Source organism: Amycolatopsis sp. NPDC102389 (genome assembly GCF_044765885.1).
Classification (GTDB): domain Bacteria; phylum Actinomycetota; class Actinomycetes; order Mycobacteriales; family Pseudonocardiaceae; genus Amycolatopsis.
In genome coordinates this window covers 13,420-33,661 of sequence record NZ_JBIWKX010000048.1, presented here as the reverse complement: position 1 = coordinate 33,661, position 20,242 = coordinate 13,420, and the positions used below count along the sequence as shown (strand labels likewise).

21 protein-coding genes are annotated in these 20,242 nt (G+C 69.1%); 8 read left to right on the top strand and 13 right to left on the bottom strand.

Features of this window, described 5'->3' with window-relative positions; translation table 11 throughout:
- Window positions 1-170: 170 nt before the first annotated feature.
- The gene (locus ACIRGA_RS31220) at window positions 171-1,202 is read right to left on the bottom strand and encodes an AsnC family transcriptional regulator (RefSeq protein WP_400947712.1); all 1,032 of its coding nucleotides are present in this window, start codon (window positions 1,200-1,202) and stop codon (window positions 171-173) included.
- A gap of 116 nt (window positions 1,203-1,318) precedes the next feature.
- Here ACIRGA_RS31220 and ACIRGA_RS31215 point away from each other — a divergent pair, with 116 nt between their 5' ends.
- Both ACIRGA_RS31215 and ACIRGA_RS31210 read left to right on the top strand, forming a co-directional pair.
- Window positions 1,319-2,545 (top strand): M20 family metallopeptidase, encoded by a 1,227-nt coding sequence (locus ACIRGA_RS31215; protein WP_400947709.1) that lies wholly within the window; start codon window positions 1,319-1,321, stop codon window positions 2,543-2,545.
- A complete protein-coding gene (locus ACIRGA_RS31210; protein ID WP_400947707.1) occupies window positions 2,542-3,867 on the top strand; it encodes an MFS transporter in 1,326 nt (441 codons plus the stop codon). Before ACIRGA_RS31215 ends, ACIRGA_RS31210 begins: the two co-directional genes overlap by 4 nt.
- A gap of 53 nt (window positions 3,868-3,920) precedes the next feature.
- Here ACIRGA_RS31210 and ACIRGA_RS31205 read toward each other — a convergent pair whose 3' ends face one another.
- Entirely contained in the window at window positions 3,921-4,706 is a 786-nt protein-coding gene (locus ACIRGA_RS31205) for a tyrosine-protein phosphatase (RefSeq protein WP_400947705.1), read from the bottom strand.
- Window positions 4,707-4,882: 176 nt separating this feature from the next.
- Between ACIRGA_RS31205 and ACIRGA_RS31200 the strand changes: the two genes are divergently transcribed.
- The 4 genes from ACIRGA_RS31200 (at window position 4,883) to ACIRGA_RS31185 (ending at window position 7,627) form a co-directional block, all read left to right on the top strand.
- On the top strand, window positions 4,883-5,284 hold the full coding sequence (locus tag ACIRGA_RS31200; protein WP_400947703.1) for a hypothetical protein: 402 nt from the start codon (window positions 4,883-4,885) through the stop codon (window positions 5,282-5,284).
- Between the two features lie 219 nt (window positions 5,285-5,503).
- On the top strand, window positions 5,504-6,220 hold the full coding sequence (locus ACIRGA_RS31195) for a GAF and ANTAR domain-containing protein (RefSeq protein ID WP_400947700.1): 717 nt from the start codon (window positions 5,504-5,506) through the stop codon (window positions 6,218-6,220).
- A 20-nt stretch (window positions 6,221-6,240) separates the two neighbouring features.
- Entirely contained in the window at window positions 6,241-7,017 is a 777-nt protein-coding gene (locus tag ACIRGA_RS31190) for a GAF domain-containing protein (RefSeq protein ID WP_400947698.1), read from the top strand.
- Between the two features lie 169 nt (window positions 7,018-7,186).
- A complete protein-coding gene (locus ACIRGA_RS31185; protein WP_400947696.1) occupies window positions 7,187-7,627 on the top strand; it encodes an STAS domain-containing protein in 441 nt (146 codons plus the stop codon).
- A 160-nt stretch (window positions 7,628-7,787) separates the two neighbouring features.
- On the opposite strand, the gene ACIRGA_RS31180 is transcribed toward ACIRGA_RS31185, so the two are convergent.
- Complete coding sequence (locus ACIRGA_RS31180) at window positions 7,788-8,756, bottom strand: DMT family transporter (protein ID WP_400947693.1); 969 nt, start codon at window positions 8,754-8,756, stop codon at window positions 7,788-7,790.
- Window positions 8,757-8,918: 162 nt separating this feature from the next.
- Here ACIRGA_RS31180 and ACIRGA_RS31175 point away from each other — a divergent pair, with 162 nt between their 5' ends.
- The gene (locus tag ACIRGA_RS31175; RefSeq protein ID WP_400947691.1) at window positions 8,919-9,512 is read left to right on the top strand and encodes a gamma carbonic anhydrase family protein; all 594 of its coding nucleotides are present in this window, start codon (window positions 8,919-8,921) and stop codon (window positions 9,510-9,512) included.
- A gap of 24 nt (window positions 9,513-9,536) precedes the next feature.
- Here ACIRGA_RS31175 and ACIRGA_RS31170 read toward each other — a convergent pair whose 3' ends face one another.
- Entirely contained in the window at window positions 9,537-9,995 is a 459-nt protein-coding gene (locus ACIRGA_RS31170; RefSeq protein ID WP_400947689.1) for an SPW repeat protein, read from the bottom strand.
- Window positions 9,996-10,172: 177 nt separating this feature from the next.
- On the opposite strand from ACIRGA_RS31170, the gene ACIRGA_RS31165 reads away from it, so the two are divergent.
- Window positions 10,173-10,826, top strand: coding sequence for a phosphoribosyltransferase (locus ACIRGA_RS31165; RefSeq protein WP_400947686.1), 654 nt, complete (start codon window positions 10,173-10,175; stop codon window positions 10,824-10,826).
- Window positions 10,827-10,872: 46 nt separating this feature from the next.
- On the opposite strand, the gene ACIRGA_RS31160 is transcribed toward ACIRGA_RS31165, so the two are convergent.
- From ACIRGA_RS31160 to ACIRGA_RS31120, 9 genes are all read right to left on the bottom strand, one after another.
- Window positions 10,873-11,037, bottom strand: coding sequence for a hypothetical protein (locus ACIRGA_RS31160; RefSeq protein ID WP_400947683.1), 165 nt, complete (start codon window positions 11,035-11,037; stop codon window positions 10,873-10,875).
- A 213-nt stretch (window positions 11,038-11,250) separates the two neighbouring features.
- The gene (locus tag ACIRGA_RS31155; protein WP_400947681.1) at window positions 11,251-11,454 is read right to left on the bottom strand and encodes a hypothetical protein; all 204 of its coding nucleotides are present in this window, start codon (window positions 11,452-11,454) and stop codon (window positions 11,251-11,253) included.
- A 41-nt stretch (window positions 11,455-11,495) separates the two neighbouring features.
- Window positions 11,496-11,873, bottom strand: a complete 378-nt coding sequence (locus ACIRGA_RS31150; RefSeq protein ID WP_400947679.1) for a hypothetical protein — start codon at window positions 11,871-11,873, stop codon at window positions 11,496-11,498.
- 713 nt (window positions 11,874-12,586) lie between these two features.
- Entirely contained in the window at window positions 12,587-13,810 is a 1,224-nt protein-coding gene (locus ACIRGA_RS31145) for a glycoside hydrolase family 18 protein (protein ID WP_400947677.1), read from the bottom strand.
- A 47-nt stretch (window positions 13,811-13,857) separates the two neighbouring features.
- Window positions 13,858-15,096, bottom strand: coding sequence for an MFS transporter (locus tag ACIRGA_RS31140; protein ID WP_400947675.1), 1,239 nt, complete (start codon window positions 15,094-15,096; stop codon window positions 13,858-13,860).
- On the bottom strand, window positions 15,093-16,814 hold the full coding sequence (locus ACIRGA_RS31135; RefSeq protein ID WP_400947674.1) for a condensation domain-containing protein: 1,722 nt from the start codon (window positions 16,812-16,814) through the stop codon (window positions 15,093-15,095). The genes ACIRGA_RS31140 and ACIRGA_RS31135 overlap by 4 nt, the downstream gene beginning before the upstream one ends.
- Window positions 16,811-17,605: a protein phosphatase 2C domain-containing protein gene (locus ACIRGA_RS31130; protein ID WP_400947673.1), complete on the bottom strand. Its 795-nt coding sequence runs from the start codon at window positions 17,603-17,605 to the stop codon at window positions 16,811-16,813. Before ACIRGA_RS31130 ends, ACIRGA_RS31135 begins: the two co-directional genes overlap by 4 nt.
- Window positions 17,602-19,305 (bottom strand): NAD-dependent epimerase/dehydratase family protein, encoded by a 1,704-nt coding sequence (locus ACIRGA_RS31125; RefSeq protein WP_400947672.1) that lies wholly within the window; start codon window positions 19,303-19,305, stop codon window positions 17,602-17,604. The genes ACIRGA_RS31130 and ACIRGA_RS31125 overlap by 4 nt, the downstream gene beginning before the upstream one ends.
- Window positions 19,306-19,491: 186 nt before the next feature.
- The gene (locus tag ACIRGA_RS31120; protein WP_400947670.1) at window positions 19,492-20,049 is read right to left on the bottom strand and encodes a LuxR C-terminal-related transcriptional regulator; all 558 of its coding nucleotides are present in this window, start codon (window positions 20,047-20,049) and stop codon (window positions 19,492-19,494) included.
- Window positions 20,050-20,242 lie beyond the last annotated feature (193 nt).

The following is a 20,242-nucleotide window of genomic DNA, read 5'->3' as shown; positions in this document are numbered from 1 at the left end:
CCCCGCTGCGCGGTGGCCGGCCGGGGCTTGGGTGTCTGAGGGGGCGGGGGGGGGGGGGGGGGTTGTGGGGGGTTTTTTTTATCACCCCCCCCCCCCCCCCCCCCACGACCCACCCACATGACCAGCGGACAGGCGGCTTGGCCGGGCCCTGCCTTATCCCTCAAGAGGTTTCATTCCCGGCGAGCGGGCACGGTGACGACGAATCCCGTGCTGCGGCCCAGATCGTCCAGGAGCCAGCCCATCCGTTTGGCCGTCCGCAGGATCAGCGCCGAGTCGACGATCGACAGCGGGGCGAGGTCCTGTTCGAGATGCTCCTGCATCCGCATCGATTCCTCGATCGAGCGCATCCAGGTGGTGACCAGCAGGTTCGCCGGGCCGGGCAGGCTCGCGATCTGACGGATGGCCGGGTTGGCCCGCAGCCGGTCCACACAGGTCGGCACGTGCGCGACGGGCACCTGGCACCACCAGTTGACGACGATCGGCGACGGGGTGAGCCCCTGCGCGATCTCGCACCGGAACGTCAGCGCGTCGGCGGCGATCAGGTGGCCGAGCTGGCGCCGGACGGTCGACACCGGACGGCCGGTGATCCGGGCGAGGTCCGCGGCGGTGCGGCGGCCGTCCTCGCCCAGCGCGGTGGTCAGGGCGGCGTAAGGCTCCTGCCACGGCCGCAGCGCCGTCTGCCGTCCGCCCGTGCCGCCGGACGACGGCAGCTGGGACAACGCCTGCACCCGCCCCCGGTCCAGCGCGCCCACCCGCCAGGAGCTGCCCTCGACGTGTAACCGCGACACCAGATGCGAGCGGATGTTGAGGACACCGGTAAGCCCGGGGATCGCGTCCAGGAGCAGCGTGGACAGGTCGTGCATGCCGAGGCCGAACACCGTCAGCACCAGGCTGTATTCGCGCGAAGCCTCCTCGATGCTGACCACCGATGGCCAGGTGGCCAGCTCGCGGATGAGTTCCCGCACCTGTCCGCTCGCGCAGCGGATCTCGACGTACGCGGCCTGGATCCGGGACCGCCCCGGCACGCGCGGATACGCCGTCACCCAGGCTCCGCCTCCGTCGCGCAGCCGCTCCCACCGCCGCGCCAGCGTCACCGGCGACGAGCCGAGCGCGTCGCCCAGCTGCGCCCAGGTGGCACGAGGCCGCAGTTGCAGAGCGTGGATGAGCGAAAAGTCCTCCTCATCCAGTGAGCTGATCACCATTTGTGCTTCCAGGGGCTGATCGTTGAGCGATTCCGACAATTCTAGCCCGATATCGGACGCGGATTCGCACACTCGACGACCAAGACGCCGACGTCCGACGAAGAGGAGATCGACCGGTGGACCTTCACGACGACGCTCGAAGCCTGCAGGACGAGCTGGTCCGGTTGCGCCGCGACCTGCACCGCGAGCCCGAGATCGGTCTTGACCTGCCCCGCACGCAGGAGCGGGTTCTCCGTGAACTCGACGGGCTCGGACTGGAGGTCTCCACCGGGACCGGCACGACCTCGGTCACCGCGGTGCTGCGCGGTGCGGGCCCGGCCCGGGATTCGGCCGGACCGCGCACGGTCTTGCTGCGCGCGGACATGGACGCACTCCCCGTGGCCGAAGCGACCGGACTGGACTTCGCCGCCACGAACGGCGCGATGCACGCCTGCGGCCACGATCTGCACACCACGTCGCTGGTCGGCGCGGCGCGGCTGCTGCACACCCACCGCGATCGCATCAACGGCGACGTCGTCCTGATGTTCCAGCCCGGCGAGGAGGGCTGGGACGGCGCCGGCGTGATGCTCCGCGAAGGCGTGCTCGACGCCGCCGGCAGGCGCGCCGACGCGGCCTACGGGCTGCACGTCTTCTCGTCCATGCTGCCCAGCGGGCAGTTCGCCAGCCGCCCCGGCACGCTGATGTCCGCGTCGTACCGGCTGCTCGTCACCGTGCACGGCGAGGGTGGCCATGGGTCGATGCCGCACCGCGCCAAGGATCCGATCTCCGCGACCGCGGCGATGATCACCGCGCTGCAGACGATGGTCACCCGGCGGCTGGACATCTTCGACCCGGCCGTGGTCACGGTCGGCGTCATCCGCGGCGGTACCAAGCGCAACGTCATCCCCGCCACCGCGGAGTTCGAGGCCACCGTCCGTTGTTTCTCGGACGCCACCGGCGCGCTGCTCGACACGGCGATCCGCGAGACGATCGACGGCGTCGCGCGAGCGCACGGCGTCACCGCCGACGTCGTGTTCGAAAGCGAGTACCCGGTCACCGTCACCGACGTCGACGAGACCGCGTTCGGCGCCGAGGTCGTCCGCGAAACGATCGGCGAGCAGTACTACACCGAATTGCCCAACCCGGTGGCCGGTTCCGAGGACTTCTCCCGGGTGCTGGCCGAGGTGCCGGGCACGTTCCTCGGTCTCGGCGCGCTGATGCCCGGGCTCGAGCCGGACACCGCGCCCAACAACCACAGTCCGTACGCCGACTTCGATCCGACCGTGCTGTCCAGGGCCGCCACCGTCTACGCCGAACTGGCCGTCCGCCGTCTCGACCGCTTCGCCGAAGGAGCCACCCGATGAGCGCCACGGCCACTTTCCCGGATCGCCGCCGCACCCTGTTCGGGCTCGGCGCGGGCAACGCGATGGAATGGTTCGACTGGAACATCTACGCGACGTTCGCGTCGTTCTTCGCCGCGCAGTTCTTCAACGCTCACGACGAGGTTTCGGCGCTGCTGAGCACCTTGGCGGTCTTCGCGGTCGGCTTCGCCGCCCGGCCCCTCGGCGGTTTGGTCTTCGGCTGGATCGCCGATCGCAAGGGCCGTCAGCTGGCGATGACGCTGACGGTCGCGATCGCCGCCGGCGGCAGCCTCGTCATCGGCTTTTCCCCGACGTACGGGCAGATCGGCGTGTGGGCGTCGGTGATCCTCGTGGTGGCACGGCTGGCCCAAGGCCTCGCGCACGGCGGCGAGCTTCCTTCGGCGCAGACCTACATCGCCGAGGTGGCCCCGTCCACCCGGCGCGGGCTGTGGTCGAGCCTGATCTACTTCTCCGGCACTTGCGGCGTGCTCGCCGGCACGCTGCTGGGCGCGGTCCTTTCCGGTGCGCTGAACCACGATCAAATGCTCGCCTTCGGCTGGCGGATCCCATTCGTGCTCGGTGGCGTCTTCGGGATCTACTCGCTCTACATGCGGCTGCGCATGCGGGAAACCGGGGTGTTCCTCGCCGAGACGGCCAAGGACGAAGCGGCCGGGAAGAAGGCCGAGAAGGGCCGGATCTGGCAGACGATCAAGCAGAACCCGAAACTGCTCGTGCAGGTCGTCGGGCTGACCGTCGGCGCCACGGTCATCTACTACATGTGGGCCGTGGCCGCGCCTTCGTACGCGATCACCGTGCGAGGCGTCAACCCGACCGGTGCGCTGTGGGCGGGCGTGTTCGCGAACGTGATCTTCCTGATCGCCCTGCCGTTGTGGGGAAGGCTGTCCGACCGCATCGGCAGGAAGCCGGTCCTGTTCATCGCGATCGTCGGCCTCCTGGTGCTGAGCTTCCCGCTGAACGCGATGGTCGGCGACCAGGCCTGGCAGCTGTTCGTGGCGATGTCGATCGCCCTGGTCTTCATGGCCGGGTTCTCCTCCATCGGCCCCGCGGTCTACGCGGAGATCTTCCCGACCCGCATCCGCACCATCGGCGTCGGTGTGCCGTACTCGATCGCGGTCGCGGCCTTCGGCGGTACCGCCCCGTACCTGCAGACGCTTCTCGCCAAGAACGGCCATCCGTCGCTGTTCGTCGTCTACGGCATGGTGCTCATGGTCATCAGCGCCCTGGTCGTCTTCACCCTCCCGGAAACCCGCGGCGTCGACCTGCACGAGAAGGCGAAAGCGGAAGCCGAGTCCAGCGTCGCCTGAACCCCGAGCCCGGCGCAGCGTGACCGGCACGATTCGGCGTTCGTCCACGAGCCTCAGCGAGGGTGGAGACCCAAGAGCCTGCGGCGAACGCTGCGGAGCTCGCTGCCGGTCACGCCGGCGTCGAGCAAGTACTGCTCGACATCGAACCCGTCGAGGGTCGCCATGACGGCCTCCTCGGTAGTGGTGCCCCGGTCCGCGAGGACACCCTGGATGAACGGTTGCTGGTCGGCGGTTCCCATCGCGGTGTACAGAGCTTTGAGGGCTTCGGCGGACATGGCGTAGTCCGCGGCGATCGCCCGAGGCTCGACATCGGCCAGCGCGAGCAGCAGAAGCGCGATCAGCCCGGTTCGGTCTCGGCCGCCGCCGCAGTGGAACAGGACCCCGCCGGGATCGGTGTGGGCGATCGCCTTGACGACGGCGGCGCAACGCTCGGCCTTCCGCTGGAGGAAGACGGGATAGTAGAGCGGGGTGCCGTTGAGTCGCGCGCGGTTGATGTGCTGCCAGAACTCGATGTCGTCGATGTCGTCGAGCGGGACCTCGTGCCGGTTCACGCCGGCCGGTGTGACAGGACCTTCTGAGGTGGCGGTGAATTGCGCCGATCCCGCCAAGGTCGTCGACGAGGTTTCGGTAGGCCGGATCTCGTCCGTGTTGCGGAGGTCGATAACCGTGCGGACGCCGGATTCGTGCGCTTGGGCCCAACCTTTCTCAGTGACGAAACGAAGGTCCGCTGCCCTGAAGAAGGCTCTGTAGCTGGTCGTGTCACCGGACTTGGTGGGCAGTCCGCCGAGGTCCCTCGTGTTGAAGAAGCCTTCCCAGGTCACTGCTCTGCTCGTGCTCATCGTTCGCGTGCTCCGTCCTGCTGTTCGAACTCGGCCGATGCCTGGTGCCGTCGCCGGAAGCGCTGGGGTCGCCGCGGAAGCGTCAACGTCGATAAGGTGTGGGTGCTGAGGTTTTCGTGGGTTCCGGACCGGTGCCGAATTCTCGTCGTTGTGCGTGCCCGACGGGAGAGCTGAGCATGGACGACACGCGAAACGAGTCCTGGCCGGTGGTCCTGGACGACGTCACCTGCGCGCTGGAAACGTTGACCGCGGCGCTGGACGACTCCGCGGTCCTGCTGCACCGGATGTGTGAGCAGGTGACCCAGGCCGTGCCCGGCGTCGACGAGGCCACCATCACCCTGATCACCGACGGTGTGGCCACCACCGCCGCGACGACCAGCGACGTCGCGGCCGCACTGGACCGCGACCAGTACCTCATCGGTGACGGCCGCCCGGTTCGTCACCTACGCCACCGGCGTGCCGCCTACGACGTGAGCCGGCCGCTGGGGAGTTTCAGTGCGCGGCAGGAAGAAGCGGCCCTGGGTCCGGGGGCCGGCTTGGGGTGCGGCACGGTGAACCCCGGCTGCAGTCCAGGGTGATCGCCGCTGGCCCATCGGGCTCTTGGTTGAACCAGGCGGGTTGGCATCGACGATACGCCGACCGCGCCCCGCGGGCATGGTGCGCCCGCGCCGCTCGCGGCATCGAACCGCGGAAGTCTTCCGTCCCATCCTGTGTCCTGCGGAGGCCGCACTCCGTCTCGTAGGATGACGGTTCCGGATTGCCCGCTCGGACAGTCCGCGATGCGGAGGGATGCGACCTTGGAGAGGCGGCATCGGGAGCCGTTGTGGCGGGCGATCGCCGCGCCCGCCGATGTGGAGGGCCGCCGTGACAGCTGGGCGCAAACGGTATGCCTCGCTTGTGTGGAGACGTTGAGCCATGTCGACGCCGCGACGTTGGCGTTGCGGGACAGTGCTCATGCCGAAGAGGTTCTCGGGGCCAGCGATTCCTGGGCCGCGGACCTGGCCGAATTGCAGTACACCGTCGGCGAAGGGCCGGGTGTCGAGGCTTTCACCGGTGGTGCTCCGGTACTCGTGCCCGACCTGAGTGTCGAGCAGGTGCGCTGGCCGGGGTTCGCCCAGGTCGCGTTGGCGGAGGGCGCGATGGCGATGTTCGGGTTCCCGCTCCGGTTCGGTGCCATCCGGCTCGGCACGCTGGAGCTGTATCGTCGTCGTATCGGCGGCCTGCCCACCGACGAACTCCGGGACGTCGCGCTGGCCGCGGATCTCGGCGCCGCCGCGTTGCTGCGGCAAGCCAGGCAAGCCGAAGAAGCAGGACAGGCCTTCGTCCCGGATCCGGTCCGGTCCTTTCACGACGTCAACATAGCCACCGGAATGCTCGCCGCCCAGCTGCGTATCAGTCTCGATGAAGCCTTCATCCGGTTGCGTGCGCACGCCTACAGCCGGAACCGGTCGATCTTGGACGTCGCCCGCGATGTGCTGGGCCGCCGCATCATCCTGAACGAATTCGCCGAATGAACCGCCGACCTGGAGGAAACATGAGTCGTCACCGACGGGCCGACGGGGACACCGACACGCTGTCCTCCGAACTGACCGGCGCGCTGGCCGCGATCACCGCGCGTATGGTCGACAGCCCGGACAACGCCACCGTGCTGCACCTCGTCACCAAGGTCGGCTCGGGGCTTCTCGGCGCGACATCGACCGGTGTTCTGCTGAGCCGCGCCGATGGTGGCCTGATGGTGGTGGCCGCTTCGGACGAGACGGTGCAGTTCTTGGAGTCTCTCCAGACCGACATCGATCAGGGGCCCTGCGTCGACTGCATCACCTCCGCCACCTTGATCACCTCGCCCGACCTGTCCGCCGATCGGCCGCGCTGGCCCGATTTCGTGCCCGCCGCGCTCGCGGCCGGATACCGGTCGGCGGTCGCCGTGCCGATGCGGCTGGACGGAGAGGCGATGGGCGGGTTCAACCTGCTTTTCGACACCGGAGTGACGCTCCAGCAGTGGCAGCTGGAACTGGCGCAGGTCGTGGCGGATCTGGCGGTGCTCGCTTTGGTCCAGGAACGGGTCGAGCGCCGATCGGAGCGGTTCGTGGAGTCTTCGGTCGCCGCGCTGAACGACCGAGCGCAGTTCGGTCAGGCCATCGGCTTCGTCGCCGGGACACTCGGGATCGACCCCGGGGCGGCCCGTGCCGCGATTCTCGCCTACACCGCAGGTCATGGCGGCGTGCTGCGGAAGGTCACCGGGGCGATCACCGACGGCTCGCTGGAACCGGCCGACGTGGTCGGCCGCGGCGACCAGGATCTGCCTGCGTAACCCGAATTCCCTCTCCCGGGCCATGGACGCACACCGCTGCCCCTGATAGAACGGCAGACGCGACGGTTGAGCCCACAGTCACTCCGTACTCGCCCGGGCAGGGCCGGCTCCCTCCAGCTCGCCGAAGGTTCTCTTGCCCGGGATCCGTCACAGCTGTTCGGGAGTTCCGTTGTCCACCTTCCTCGACACACCCCTCGCGGCGCGGCGCGAGACCGCATTCCACTCCCTGGCTCCTGACCGTGCCGACGGCTCGTTCCGTCTCGCGGTCATCCGGCCCACTCCCACCACGGCCGTCATCGAGGTCGCCGGCGAACTCGACGTCGCCACCGCTCCACGGCTCGCTCACCTGCTCGGCCCCCGGTTGGCGTCCGCACTCCGCACCGTGGTGATCGACCTTTCCGCGGTCACCTCCCTCGACGCCGCCGGCCTCAGCGTCCTCGCCCATGCCCATCATCAGGCGGCGATCACCGGCCGGGCCCTGAAACTGATCACCGGACCGGACCGCGTCAATCGTCTCCTGGTGAACAGCGGCCTGGAGACCGTGCTCGCCTGGCACGCACCCGATCAGCACGGCTTCACCGCCTTGGCCGGGCAGAAAACGGGCGCTTAGGCGGTGTCCGGTAAGCCGGAAGCCGCCACCCAATCCCACTGTCCACAAAGGCATCTCCCTGAGTGGGCGGTGCCTGATTAGGCCGGTTTGAGTGGTTTCCGGGGGATCGTGAGTGGTAAGGACGGACCCCGGATCGCCAGCAAGTGTCCTTTGTGGACGCTTACCTGGGCTCAGTACGGTTCGCGGCCCGCTTCCCAGGGGCACGTTCGTCGCGGTTCGCTCTGTGGGACGTGAAGTACGCTCCGGCCAGGATCGCCGCACTGCCAGTGAGCTGGAGCGCCGAAGGGCGCTCGCCGAGCAGCACGGCGCCGAGTGCCAGTGCGCCGATCGGGGTCAGCATGAGCAGGGCCGCGCCTGTCTCACTGGGCAGACGTGGCGTCGCGAGAGCCACGAGCAGCCAGCCGGCGACCTGGCCGCCGAAAGCGACGAGGACCAGCCAGCCGAATTGCCTCCAGCCCGGTGTCAGGGTCATGCCGTTCCAGAGGAATCCCACGCCCAGCGACGCCATGGCGGCACTCGCGACCACGTACTGGTAGGACTGCACGGTGCGGCCCGCGCTACCGCCGCGCCGCAGTAGGAACAGGAAGCCCGAGTAACAGGCGGCCGCCAGGAGTGCGTGCATCGTGCCGGCGAGCGGGTCGCTCCCGGCGGCGCCGTGTTCGAGGACGCCGCCGGTGAGCACGATGCCGATGACCATGACGGGGAGGATCGCCAGGAATCGTCGGCTGATCGGTTCCCGGTCGACTGCCAGCGCGAGCAGGGGGACGATCACCACCTGGGCGTTGACCAGCACGGTCGACAGGCCGGCGCCGACCTCGCCGATCGCTTCGGTCCACCAGAGCGCGTCACCGGCGAAGAGCAGCCCGGCGGCCAAAGCGTAGAGGCGTTGGCGATTCGTCGGCGTACCTTCGCGACGCCACTCGAAGATCACCAACGGCATCAGCATCAGCGTGGCCAAGGCACACCGGTAGAAGGTCGCCGTCCCGGGTGAGGCGCCCGAGATGGCGATCAGGACCGCCGACGTGGAGACGCCGAGCGCCCCGGCAGCCATCGCCCACGGCGACTGGAGCTTCGATGGCCAGGTATTCGGGGATTTCCGGAGGTCGTGTCGTCTCGTGTTTTCAGGCATGGGCTTTCACCGCTTCGGCGGACGGGAAACTCCGGCACGCACGCTGTTCCGGTTACCCGGCCCTGGGCCGCGTCAATCGCGGAGCCGAGTGGCGGCCGTGTTTCCCGCGCATCCTGGCCGGGTACGAGTCACTTTCCGTACCCGACGAGGGAAGAGGCGACGATGCCACTGTACGAACATCGAGGGCGGCGGCCGTGGGTCCACCCGAGCGCCTATGTGGCGCCGACCGCCGTGCTGTGCGGGAACGTCCGGGTCGATGCGGACGCGAGAGTTCTCTTCGGGGCTGTGCTCACAGCGGAGGACGGTGAGGTCCACGTCGGACGGCGCTGTGTGGTGATGGAGAACGCGCTCGTGCGGGGGCGAGCGGCGCATCCGGCACAGATCGGCGACGACGTCCTGATCGGCCCCCACGCCCATGTCAACGGCGCCGTCGTCGGCGACGGCTGTTTCCTGGCCACCGGCTGTGCGCTCTTCCCGGGTGCGCGCTTGGGCGGACACGTCGAGGTCCGCATCAACGCTGTGGTGCACACAAACACGGTGCTTGCCGCCGACACGGTCGTACCCATCGGATGGGTCGCGGTGGGCGAGCCGGCGCGGATCCTGCCTCCGGGGCGCCACGACGACATCTGGGCGGTGCAACGACATCTCGATTTTCCCGCGACGGTGTACGGCGTGGATCGTGGCACCTCCGCCGCCGAGCTGATGGCTCGTCAGTCGCGGTGGTACGGCGAACACCGCGACGACCGGCCTCTCTGACCCGGGATCGATGAAACCACGCCGTCACCGGTGTGCCGGGTGTCGCCGCGTCGAAAGCGCCAGTGCGATTCCGGCGACCAACACGATCGCGCCCGCGATCACGTTGCTCAGCCAGGTCGCCGTGTTCAGCTCCTGCATGCCCGGATAGTCGAGCGGCACCAGGCCACGGCCGCGGGAGATCACCCATGGCGAAGCGATCACCCAGGCACCCAGAACCGGGATCACCCAGGCCACGGCGCGCAAGCCGGCGGAGCGGGCGCACCCGGCGGCGAACAGTGCCAGCACTATCCCGCTGATCATGTTGGTCGCGGCCATGCCGAAAGTGCCGGTGAACTGGATCACCCAGGGCGACAAGATCAAGTACACGCCCCCGAGCAGTACCAGCCCGATCGAGAAGCCGGAAGAGCCGGCCGTTCCGCCGTCCCTCTCCCGCGTACTTGCGGGCCCTTGCGCCGTTTCGCGTGTGGTGGTCGCGGTCGTCATCCTCTCTCACCTCCGCGTCAGGTCTCCGAATTCGTCGGCTACCCGGAAACGGGGGAGGCAAACCGGCGGATGCGTGAGCGAACGGACTCCTTCCGGGCCTCGGCGAGCAACGGGATGTCGAAGCGCAGCTCGCCGCGGCCGATGTTTATCCGTTCGGCCGGCGGGTAGGCCGATTTCATGGCTCGAGTCAGAGATCGCACGTTCGCCGACCGGCGTACGGCCGGTCAGGAGCTGGCCCGCCTGCTCAGGGAACGGAACTGGTCCGATCCGGTGGTGCTCGGTCTGGCCAGGGGCGGCGTCCCGGTCGCCGCGGAAGCGGCGCGTGAACTCGGTGCGCCGCTGGATGTCGCTGTGGCCCGAAAGATCGGCGCACCCGGTCACCCGGAGTTCGGCGTGGGGGCGGTGACGGCGGAGGGGCCGCCGTACTACGACACGGACACTTTGCGGAGAATCGGGCTGAACCCGCACGATCTAAAGCAGACGTGCGAAGCCGAGCGTGCGGAAGCGCGCAGACGACTTCATCGGTATCACGCCGGTCGCGAGCCGGTCGCGATGCGGGATCGCGAAGTGCTGATCCTGGATGACGGGCTGGCCACCGGCGTGACGGCCACCGCGGCGCTTCGGGCCGCGCGCGAGGCGGAACCGCGCCGGTTGGTGTTCGCCGCTCCCGTGTGCGCACCGGAGTCGGCCGCGCTGCTGGGCCGTGAGGCGGACGAAGTCCTGTGCGTGGCCAAGCCGGAAGACTTCAGGGCGGTCGGCCAGTGGTATGAGGATTTCACGCAGACCACCGACGAGGAGGTCGTCTCGCTGCTCGAAGCGGCATCGACCTGATCCAGCCGGCCACGGTGGATCACCGCGGCCGGCTGGATCCGTACGTTCACGGCCCGCTTCCCGGGGGAACGTCCGGATCATCGTCGGCCGGCCCTTCGGGGTCGCGTTCCTCCTCGGCGCGGGTGGGACCGTTGCCTTTCAGCATCCCTTGCAGTTCGGCTTTCAGTTCGTCGTCCTCACGGGGCGAGTGCAGATCGCTTTCGCGTGGCATGAATATCTCCTCCCGGGTCTTCGGGCCCTGAAGCCCGGCTACCCGCCGGCTCGCGCGGGAAACCTGGACCGGCCGGCTGATGACTCGCGGGGATCACGCCGAGGGCCTGGTACGCGCCGGGGTTGCTTCGCGAGGCACCCCGAGCACCGGGTACGGATCGGCCGCCCGGCTCAGCCGTGCCGTCATGATCCTTCACCTGCCGCGAAACCGTTGTCAGGGCCAGGGTTCACGGTCCGCGGATGCGGGGACATCACGTCGCTGGTCGGCCACGTCGGCGGGGTCGGCCTCCGGTGTGGAACTCATGTCGGCCACAGCGGGCGGCTCGCCGTCGAGGTGCTCCCCGAGGTCGTCGTCCGCCGGGCGGACGGGGCGGAGCTGGTCGGCTACGTCCGCCAGGGGCTTCTCGTCGTCGAACATCGCGATCCTCCTGTGCCGTGTCGAGTGGTGCTTCGGAGCGGTCAGGGGCTGACGTGCTCGGAATCCCCGAAGGAACGGAAGTCGAAACGGATCGCACCCGCGCCGCCTGCGGACCGGGTGGCCGTCGGTTCGATGATCCCGGCTGCGCCCGGCTCGTCGAGGCTGGCCAGCAGACGGGCGAGCACTTCGGGTGCCTCGACCGGTTCGACGGGTGTCTGGATCAGCGTGCGGTGCAGGATTCCGATGTCCCAGCCACTGGTGGCGCCGCTGCCCGCGGGGACGGCGATGGTGGCGTCGAGCAGCCATCGTGGGGACTTGCCCGGAATCGACGGTGTGGCGTGCGCGGTCAACCCGGTGACCTGGTCGGCACGGAGAAGACCGTCGCTGAGAGTACGTATCCAGATCTTGTTCAACCCCATGAACGCTCCATCGGCTCGTAAGCGGGAGTACTCGTCAGTCCCGGGTGAGATCGTCCAGGTGGTATCTGCGGGCGGCGACGGCGACCATCGCGACGATGCCCGTGACCACGGTGCTGAAAACGATCACAGCTGTCATGCTTCCCGTCCTTGTGAAGAGGTGCGAGAGTTAGCACTCTCGACCCCAGAGTGCTAATTCTCTAATAGCACGTCATGCGCGGACCTGCAAGCGTCCGGGTCTTGACATCTTCGGCGGGGCGAGTTACAAGGTTTTCAGAGATGACTTGACCTGGCTTCGGTCCCGACGACGTTCCGGGGAGTGATCGATATGCGGCACGGTCTTCGCCGCGCAGCGGTGAACAAAGCGTTCACCGAGCTCGTGTATGCGGACCAGGTGTGGCTGCGAACCGAGTTCGAGTCGATCATCGCGGCCTCCTTCGCCGAGGTCTCGAGCCTTCCTCCTCCGCGTTCGGGTGGCGTGGCACTGTCCGGGCGGCCGCGGGCCGCTCGGACGGCACGGCCGTCCCGTTCACCGGTCGTCCGGCCGTGCCCCGCGGTCCACGTCGGTGAGCGTTGGATGCGGCAGCGGTCACCTCCGGTGCGGGCTCGCGGATTCCGGCGCGTCCGAGTGAAAGGCAGGTGATGTCATCGAGTTCGACTTCCAGGACTGTGACTCTCCGGCGACCCCGCCGCGCGCCGCGGCGGGGTCCTTGCCATCAGGGCCGGAGCCAGGGGCCGGTCATCGCGGCGAGAAGGCTGTGCTGCGGATCGTCGGCGCCCAGCTCCCACATCATCATGCCCGCCAGGCGGTGGCGTTTCGCGAACAGCGAGCGGTCCTGAATGGACCGCGGGTTCTCGTAGCTCACCCAGATCTTCTTTTCCGGGTTCCAGAGGTACGGCGAGCGCACGATCGGGTCCCAGCCCTTGCGGAATCCGGTGTCACCGGCCCACTCCGGGCCCATGAGGACCTTGTAGTCGAGGAACTGCATGGCCGTGTACGGCTGGTAGAGGCCGTCGTTGGCGGTCGAGGTGACGGTGAACGCCCGGCCGTAGAAGGGAACGCCGAGGACGATCTTCTCGCGCGGGACACCGTGGTCGGTCATGTACTTCAGCGCGCCGACGTTGTTGTTGTACTCGTCGTTCGGATCACCGGGCCGTTTGACCAGCGGGTCGTTGAAGCAGGAGAACTTCGAGTAGCCCGTGCAGAAGTCGTAGGTCATCAGGTTGAAGATGTCGACGAGCCTGCCGACTTCACGCAGGTCGAAACTGTTGGACGCGTCGTAGGGCGCACCCCCGGTCCCGGTGCCGTCGTCCTGGACGCGGCCGGCGGGGATGTCCGCGGACAGCTTCATGGCGCGGCCGGGCCTGCCGTGTTCGCGGGCATAGCGCTGCAATTGTGTCCGGAATTCCTTGAGCAGCAAGGTGAAGTTCGCGCGGTCGGCGGGCGAGTTGCCGATACTGGGCAGCCCGCCGGAGACCGGGAACTCCCAGTCGACGTCGAAGCCATCGACCAGCCCTGGAGGGAACGCGCTCAGCCATTTGTCCACACAGGACTTGACGAAGGCGCGCCGGGAATCCGCGGTCGCGGCGCCGGCACCGAAACCCGGTGCGGCCCAGCCGCCGATGGAGATCAGCACGGTCAGGTCGGGGTGGCCACGTTTCACCGCCGCGAGGCTTTCGATGTCCTTGCGCTGCTTGGCGTCCGGGGTGCTGCACCGGCCGCCCGCCGGTGAGGCGAACCAGTAACTGATGGTGTTCAGCATTTCCCAGGGGACCTGATCCGCGGGCGGCGTGCCACCCCAGAACGCCTCCAGGACCGGCCGATCAGGTGGCGGGGCGGCCTCGGTCTCCGATGCCCCGGAAGCGGGCGAAGAGGGGAGCGATGCCAGGACCGCGGCGAGGCACAGCCCGAGCCGTAAGGCCAGATTCTTCGGTCGCATGGAAGACCCTTCCTGGTGGGGATGCGTACGAGTGGTGGTGGCGACGGTCACTGAGCACTGCGCAGATCCCTGATCGAGCGGACCACGAGCAGCAGCGCGGTACAGGCGAGCCCGAGCACGGTCGCGAGGATCATCAGTGGCCGGGCGCCGAAAAGACTGGCCATCGGCCCGGCGAGCGACCTGCCCAGCACCAACGCGAGCAGCGACCCCGAGACGTCGTAGGCGTACACCCGGTTCAGGAGTTCCGCGGGAATCTGGGTCTGGACCGTGGTGGACCACAGGACACCCCAGTAGGCGAGGCCGAAACCGGCCAGCGCCCAGCCGACGATGAGCAAGGCGACCGGAAGTCCCACCGCGGGCGTGATCGGGTACAGCGCGAACAACGCCCAGCCGATCGCGCCGGACAGCAGCGGGCGGCTCGGGCGGACGCGCATGGCGATCGCGCCGCCCGCGACCCCGCCTGCCCCGAAGGCCGCCATCCCGATGCCCAGCGCGGTCGAACCGTAGTCCGAGACGACCAGGTCCGCGCCGACCGGCAGGGACACGCCCGCCACGAAACAGCCGTACACCAGGTGGATCGCGATCACGCCCCAGAGCCAGCCCCGTGCGGCGAACTCCCGCCAGCCTTCGACCAGCTGACGCCAGAACGACGGTTCACTGTCCTCAGTGGACTTCACCGGCGTGAGCCGCAGGGCGAACAGGCAGACGGCGCTGATTCCGTACGTCGCGGCATAGATCCCGAACACGGTCCCGGTGCCGGCCACGGCGACCAGCACACCGGCGAGTGCCGGGCCGAGAACGCCCGAGATCGCCTCGGAAATCCGCAGGATCCCGTTGGCGCCCTGGACGTCCTCCGCGACCTGCGGGACCATGCTCGCCACACCGGGCTGGAACAACGCGGTGGCGGCACCGCTGAGGAACTGCAGGACGACGATCGTCGGCAGCGACGGCGTTCCGACGGCGAAGGCGACCGCCATCCCGCCCTGGACGACCAGCCGGACGAGGTCCGCGATGATCATCATCCGGCGCGGCGTGAACCGGTCCGCGAGCACGCCGCCGAACAGCATGAACAGCGCGAGCGCGCCCATCCACGCGCCGAGGGCGTAGCCGACGCCGTCGATCCCGTGACCTGCCGCCAGCACGGCGATCGAGAGCGCGACGGGCAGCATCGCGTCGCCCAGCATCGACCCGCTGCGTGCGGTGAGGTAGAGCTTGAAGTTGCCGGACCAAAGCCGCCCGGCGGCCGGTTTTCCCTCGCCGGTCAGGGTTTCCGTGTCATGACTCATACCGGCAGCTCCCGCCCGCTCGCGGAGTCGATGGCCGTGGCCGCCCAGGCGACCGGATCCAGCGGATCGGCGGGAGGCTCGGCGCAGATCACGTAGTGGTGCGGTGCCAGAGCGGTCGGCCTTCCCGGCAGCGCGGCCAGTACCCCGGCGTGCAGTTCCGCGGGCGTCGCCGGGCCGGTCAGGTGACACACCAGCCGGTGACCCAGGACGTCGTCGGGCTCCGCGGTCACCAGATGCGGCCGGTCGCCGAGGACATCGGAGACCAGTTGCCGGACGGCGTCCAGCTCGACCCAGCACGAATCCGAGAGGTACCAGCCTTCCCCACGTTCGATGGGTGCGAGCGTGGTGAGCGAATGCAGTTCCTTCAACGGAAGATCCGCCTCGGCCGCCGCACGCAGCAAAGCAAGGAGGCCACGGCCGAACTCGGTCACCTCGGAGGTGTCGAGACAGCCGGGGTCGACCCACAGCGTCAGATCCAGTTCCGTGTCGAGGCGATACAGGCAGCCGAAGAAGCGGGTCGGGATGTCCTCCTGCGGCAGCAGCTCCAGCGTGCCACCGATTTCGGGGTCGTCCTCGACGTCCGGTCCACCCGGCAGCCACACCGACGGCAGCCTGCTGTACGCGGCGCGAGGCGGCTGGCCGACCGCGGTGTCGCCCAGCGCGCTCATGTCGTTGAACACGAGATCCCTGGCGAAGGAGAAGCCCCGTTCGTGGGTGACGCGGGTGATCACTTCCCAGATGGCGTCGGCTTCGAACCAGCTGTGCCGGTACGCGGGTACGGAGGCGGCGCGGACGGCGTGGACCAGTTCGTCGAACGTCTCCGGGATGGTGACCGGGAGTAGCGCGTCCTGCGCCATCGAACCGAAGAAGCGGCGCAACTGCTTGAGCACCCGGTTACCGGACAAAGACGTCGTCACGCAGGCGGATTGCGCGGCCCGGTGCGCGATCAGCGCGTTGAGCGCGGCGAGGGCGATGGCGGAGGGGCTCGCGCTGGTCCGCTCGGCGATCGCCGCGATATGGTCCATCGCGGCCCGTGACCGGACCCGCAGCCCGGGCCGGAGGAAGTCGGTTCCGTTGGCGGACATGGGAAACATCGCCTGCGGAACCGTGCGCAGCTTGCTTTCCCAATACCGCGTCGCCGCTTGTCCCAGCCGCTGCACCGCGGGCGTCTTCTCGAGTTCTACGACGTCGAGAGGCTGCGGTGAGTCGTCCTTGGGCAGCTCGCGCCCCGCGGCCAGCTCGGTCCATTCGCCGAGGAGGAGTTCGCAGGTGGCGACGTCCATCGCGGCGTGGCTCACCACCCAGACGAGCCGGCGCGGGACGGCGTTCTCGGTCACCACGGCGAGACGCAGCGGTAGCTCCGCGGTGAGATCGAAGACCAGGGATCGCAGGGCGCGTGCGGTGCTCTCGGCCGTCTGGAGGACGTCGCCGCCGCTCTCGACGACGTCGACATCCACCTCGCCTTCCGCGAGCACGTGCTGGAGCGTCCGGTCGCCGAACGAATACGTCGTCCGCAGCGACTCGTGGCGTTCGAGCAGCACCTGGAGCCAGGCGGCGACCCGCTCCAGCGGCGCGCCGGGCACGTCGAACACCATCGCGAGGTTGAGCCGCGTCGGATCGTCGTCGAGGGTGATCGCGCGGACGATGTTCGCGTGGCCGAACGCCAGCGGACCGGAGCGAGCCGTCTTGCCGGTGAATCGGACCTGGAACCGGGTCATTTCGTCACCTCGTGGGTCGGGCGGGTCAGGGGAGCGGTGGTGGTCTCGAACCGGCAGAAGGCGACTGTCGCGTCGTCGTGGTGTTTCCCGGCGAAATGGCCCGGCGCGGTACGGAGTTCGGCGCGGCGGGTCTCGCCGACGACGGCGGCCGGACCGTCGAACTCGGCGACGTCGAGCAGCTGGTGCCAGGTCCACCCGTAGCGTTCGACGAGCCGGTACGCGCCGTCGGTGAGGAGCGCGGCGCGCCGCAGTCGCGAGAGTTCCACGGTGCCGGTGCGGGCCTGGTCGGCGGCGGCCGGATCACTGCCCGCGACCCAGAACCCGCCGGGCGCGTTGCGCAAGGGCCGGACCTCCTGCCAGGACAGGTGAAGCAGCCGGTCGATCCGGTCGTCGATGACGGCCTCGACGGTGCCGTCGAGCCGTTCGAGCACCACCGCCGAATCGCTGAGCACCAGGTAGTCGGCGAATCCGTCCCGTTCGCGCAGGATCGCCACGGTCGCGGTCGGGCCGCAGGGATTGCCGAGATCGCAGGTGCCGGAGTGGGCGTCGCGGACCGACTCGATGGCCGCGCGCAGGACGGCGCGCAGGTCTTCGGCGGGACGTTCGACGAGGAGCCGGTCCAGCGCGGTGCCGAGCCTCGCCACCAGCCAGCGGACGTCGTGCACGCAGCCGGTCTCCGCGCCCGGTTCCGCCGTCGCGCCGTCGATGACCAGCGCGTGATACCGGCCCGACAGCACCAGATCCTCGTTGACCAGGCCGTCACCCGGCTGGGAGAGACGATCGACTTTCATGCTTCTTCCTTTTCGTAGGCGAGCCACTGGGCCAGTGCGCGGATGCCTTGATCGAGTTCCGTCGCCGGTTCGTCGGCGACCAGGGGAGGGGCGGAAGGGCCGTGCGGCGACGCCGGCCACGTGATCGGAACCCGCCGGACGGTCCGTGCGACCGCGTCGGCCAGTTCCCGGCTGGTCAGCGGGGACGGCGTCGCGACGGTCCGCCGCGGCACGGGCTGGTGCAGGAGATGGTGCACGGCGAGCGCGATGTCCCGGATGTAGGCGGGCCGGTGCGTCGCGCGCGCCGGGACGTCGGCCTGGATCGGTTGTGCCAGCAGGGCTTGCCGGGTGAACGTCTCCAGGACGGAATAGCCCTCGATACCGGGCCCGTACGGCGAACCGGTCCGCAGGACGCTGGTGCCCGGCGCGGCGGCGGGGACGGGTGCGCCGGGAGGACAGACCTGGACCACGTGCCGCGCCGTCACGGGTGGGAGCGTGGAACCAGGTTCGGCGACGTGGACCACGGCGTCGACCTCCGGCCCGTGGTTTTCGTCCAGGACCTCGTATCCGCGATCGGCCAGATGACGCGCGATCTCCCGGCCGAGCGGGCGGTGGGTGGTGGTGACGAGGACGCGTTCCCGCCGGCGCGTGGGCGAACGTGGTGCCCTGGCACCGGCTTCATGGCCGAGGCGGGCCAATTCGGACAGAGCGGGCCGCAGCGTCCGGAGCGTGGAAGCGCCGACGGTGGTGCACACCCCGCCCGCGCCGATCGTGCCCAGCGCGAGGGAGCCGACCCGGTCGAGCCGTCGGCCGGTCCCGAGCGCGCCGAGGAGGTAGGCCGTGGTCCAGAGTCCTTCGACGGCCGCTTCGTCGAGATGCCGTTCCAGATCGTCGAGAGCGTCGAACACCGACCCGGTGACTTCGAGCCGTTGCTTCTGGCAGGCGTCGAAATCCAGTCCCGCCCGCCCGAAGTACCGCTCGGCGTCGATGGTCGTCCGTCTTCCGTCCTCACGGACGACGCACTGGGCGATCCCGTGCTTGAAGAACGGGATGACGTCGGGATCGAGCGGGCCCGCGCCGAGCGACCAGTCGTCGCCGTGCGGGACGGCGAAGCACGCCGACCGCCGCGAGCCGTGGGAGTCGTTGCGGAGCACGCTGGGTTCGTCCGCGTGCTCGACGAGATTCGGCGCGACCAGGAGCACCGATACCCCGGCCTCGCGCAGGTACCGGGACATGACGACGTCGTCGGGCCAGGTCGAGCCGTGCGCTTCGGCGAAATCCGCGAAACCGGCCGCGATCCCCGCGGGCAGGGCCAGCGCGACGGTCGGGGTGTACTCGTGGGTCGCGGTGACCCATCTCGCCCCGGCCAGCGCGGCGAGCCGCACGGCGCCGCCGTTGCGGGAGTTCCAATTGGTGTAGAAGGCGATCGCGGCATCGGGCGCGGCCGCGACGGCGGCCCGGGCGTGGTCGAAGAAACCGTCGGCGGGAACGGCGTCGTCCTGGAGGACCAGGTGGTGGGTCGTGCCTTCGGCGATCGCGGACCAGGCCCGGATCGCGGTGCGCAGGGCGGTCGGCGGTCCGGCGGGCTCCGGATCCGCGACCGGCCGCAGCGCCCCGGCGGGCGCGGCGGCCAGCAGACGGCCGGTGAGTCCCGGCCGCCGCGGATGGGTCATGACGGCACCGGTGAGCACTATGTCGTGGCAGGGAGTCGGAGTGGTCACGTGGCAGGTCCAATCAGGACGTGAATTCGAGACGATCCAGAACGAAATCTAGGTCGGTCCCGGCCGATGCCACCAGAATCTGGCCGAAAGCGGACTCTGCGACCGGCGAAAGCGACATCGATCGGCGACGCCGGTAATGATCAATCCACAATGGACGAATAATGCGGCCGGAACCGGACAACCACTTCAGCCGAGTGCGTCGGCGGGAAGCCATCCGCATTCCGCCGCCCGGAATCCGAGTTCGAACCGGCTCCTCGCGCCGACGCGGGCCATGAGGACGTTCACGTACCGCCGAACGGTCCTCGCGGATACGCCCAGCCGGTTCGCGACCGCTTCATCGGTCATCCCGTCGACCAGGCAGCGCAGGATCGCCTGTTCGAACTCGTCCGGCCGAGCGGACGTCATCTCCCAGGGCGTCGCCTCCTCCCAGCGAGGGTCGAAGGCGTCGGCGAGGGCGGTGATCAACGTCGGCGTGGTCACCATGAGCAAACCTCTGGCGTCGTCGCCACCCGAAGGGACCAGCGCCAGTCTGCGGTCTATCAAAAGGGATTCTTCGATCGCCCGATCGGTCACCTTGACCCGGAGCCCGTGCCGCACCGCCTCGATGAGCTCGCCGCGCGCGTGCTCAGCCGGTGTCGTGCACAGCAGCCGCACCCGGACGTGCGGCGGGAAGGCGCCGCGGCGCGCGGCCTCGGTGACGGTCCCGCCGAACCACGGCGAACCGCCCGTCGCGGTGGTCAGCACTTCCCGTCTTGCGGTGGAAACCAGATCGAGTACAGTCGACAGGCTCGTTCCATCGGTCGGGTTCGGAGCGGATGACGCAGACACTGACCTTGCCCCCAGGCGTGTTGGTCCTACACGGTCGCACTTTGTTTTCCCGCCAGCTGAATTCTTGTTCCGAAGCATGCGGAGAGCCGGTATAAGTTTGGTATGGACC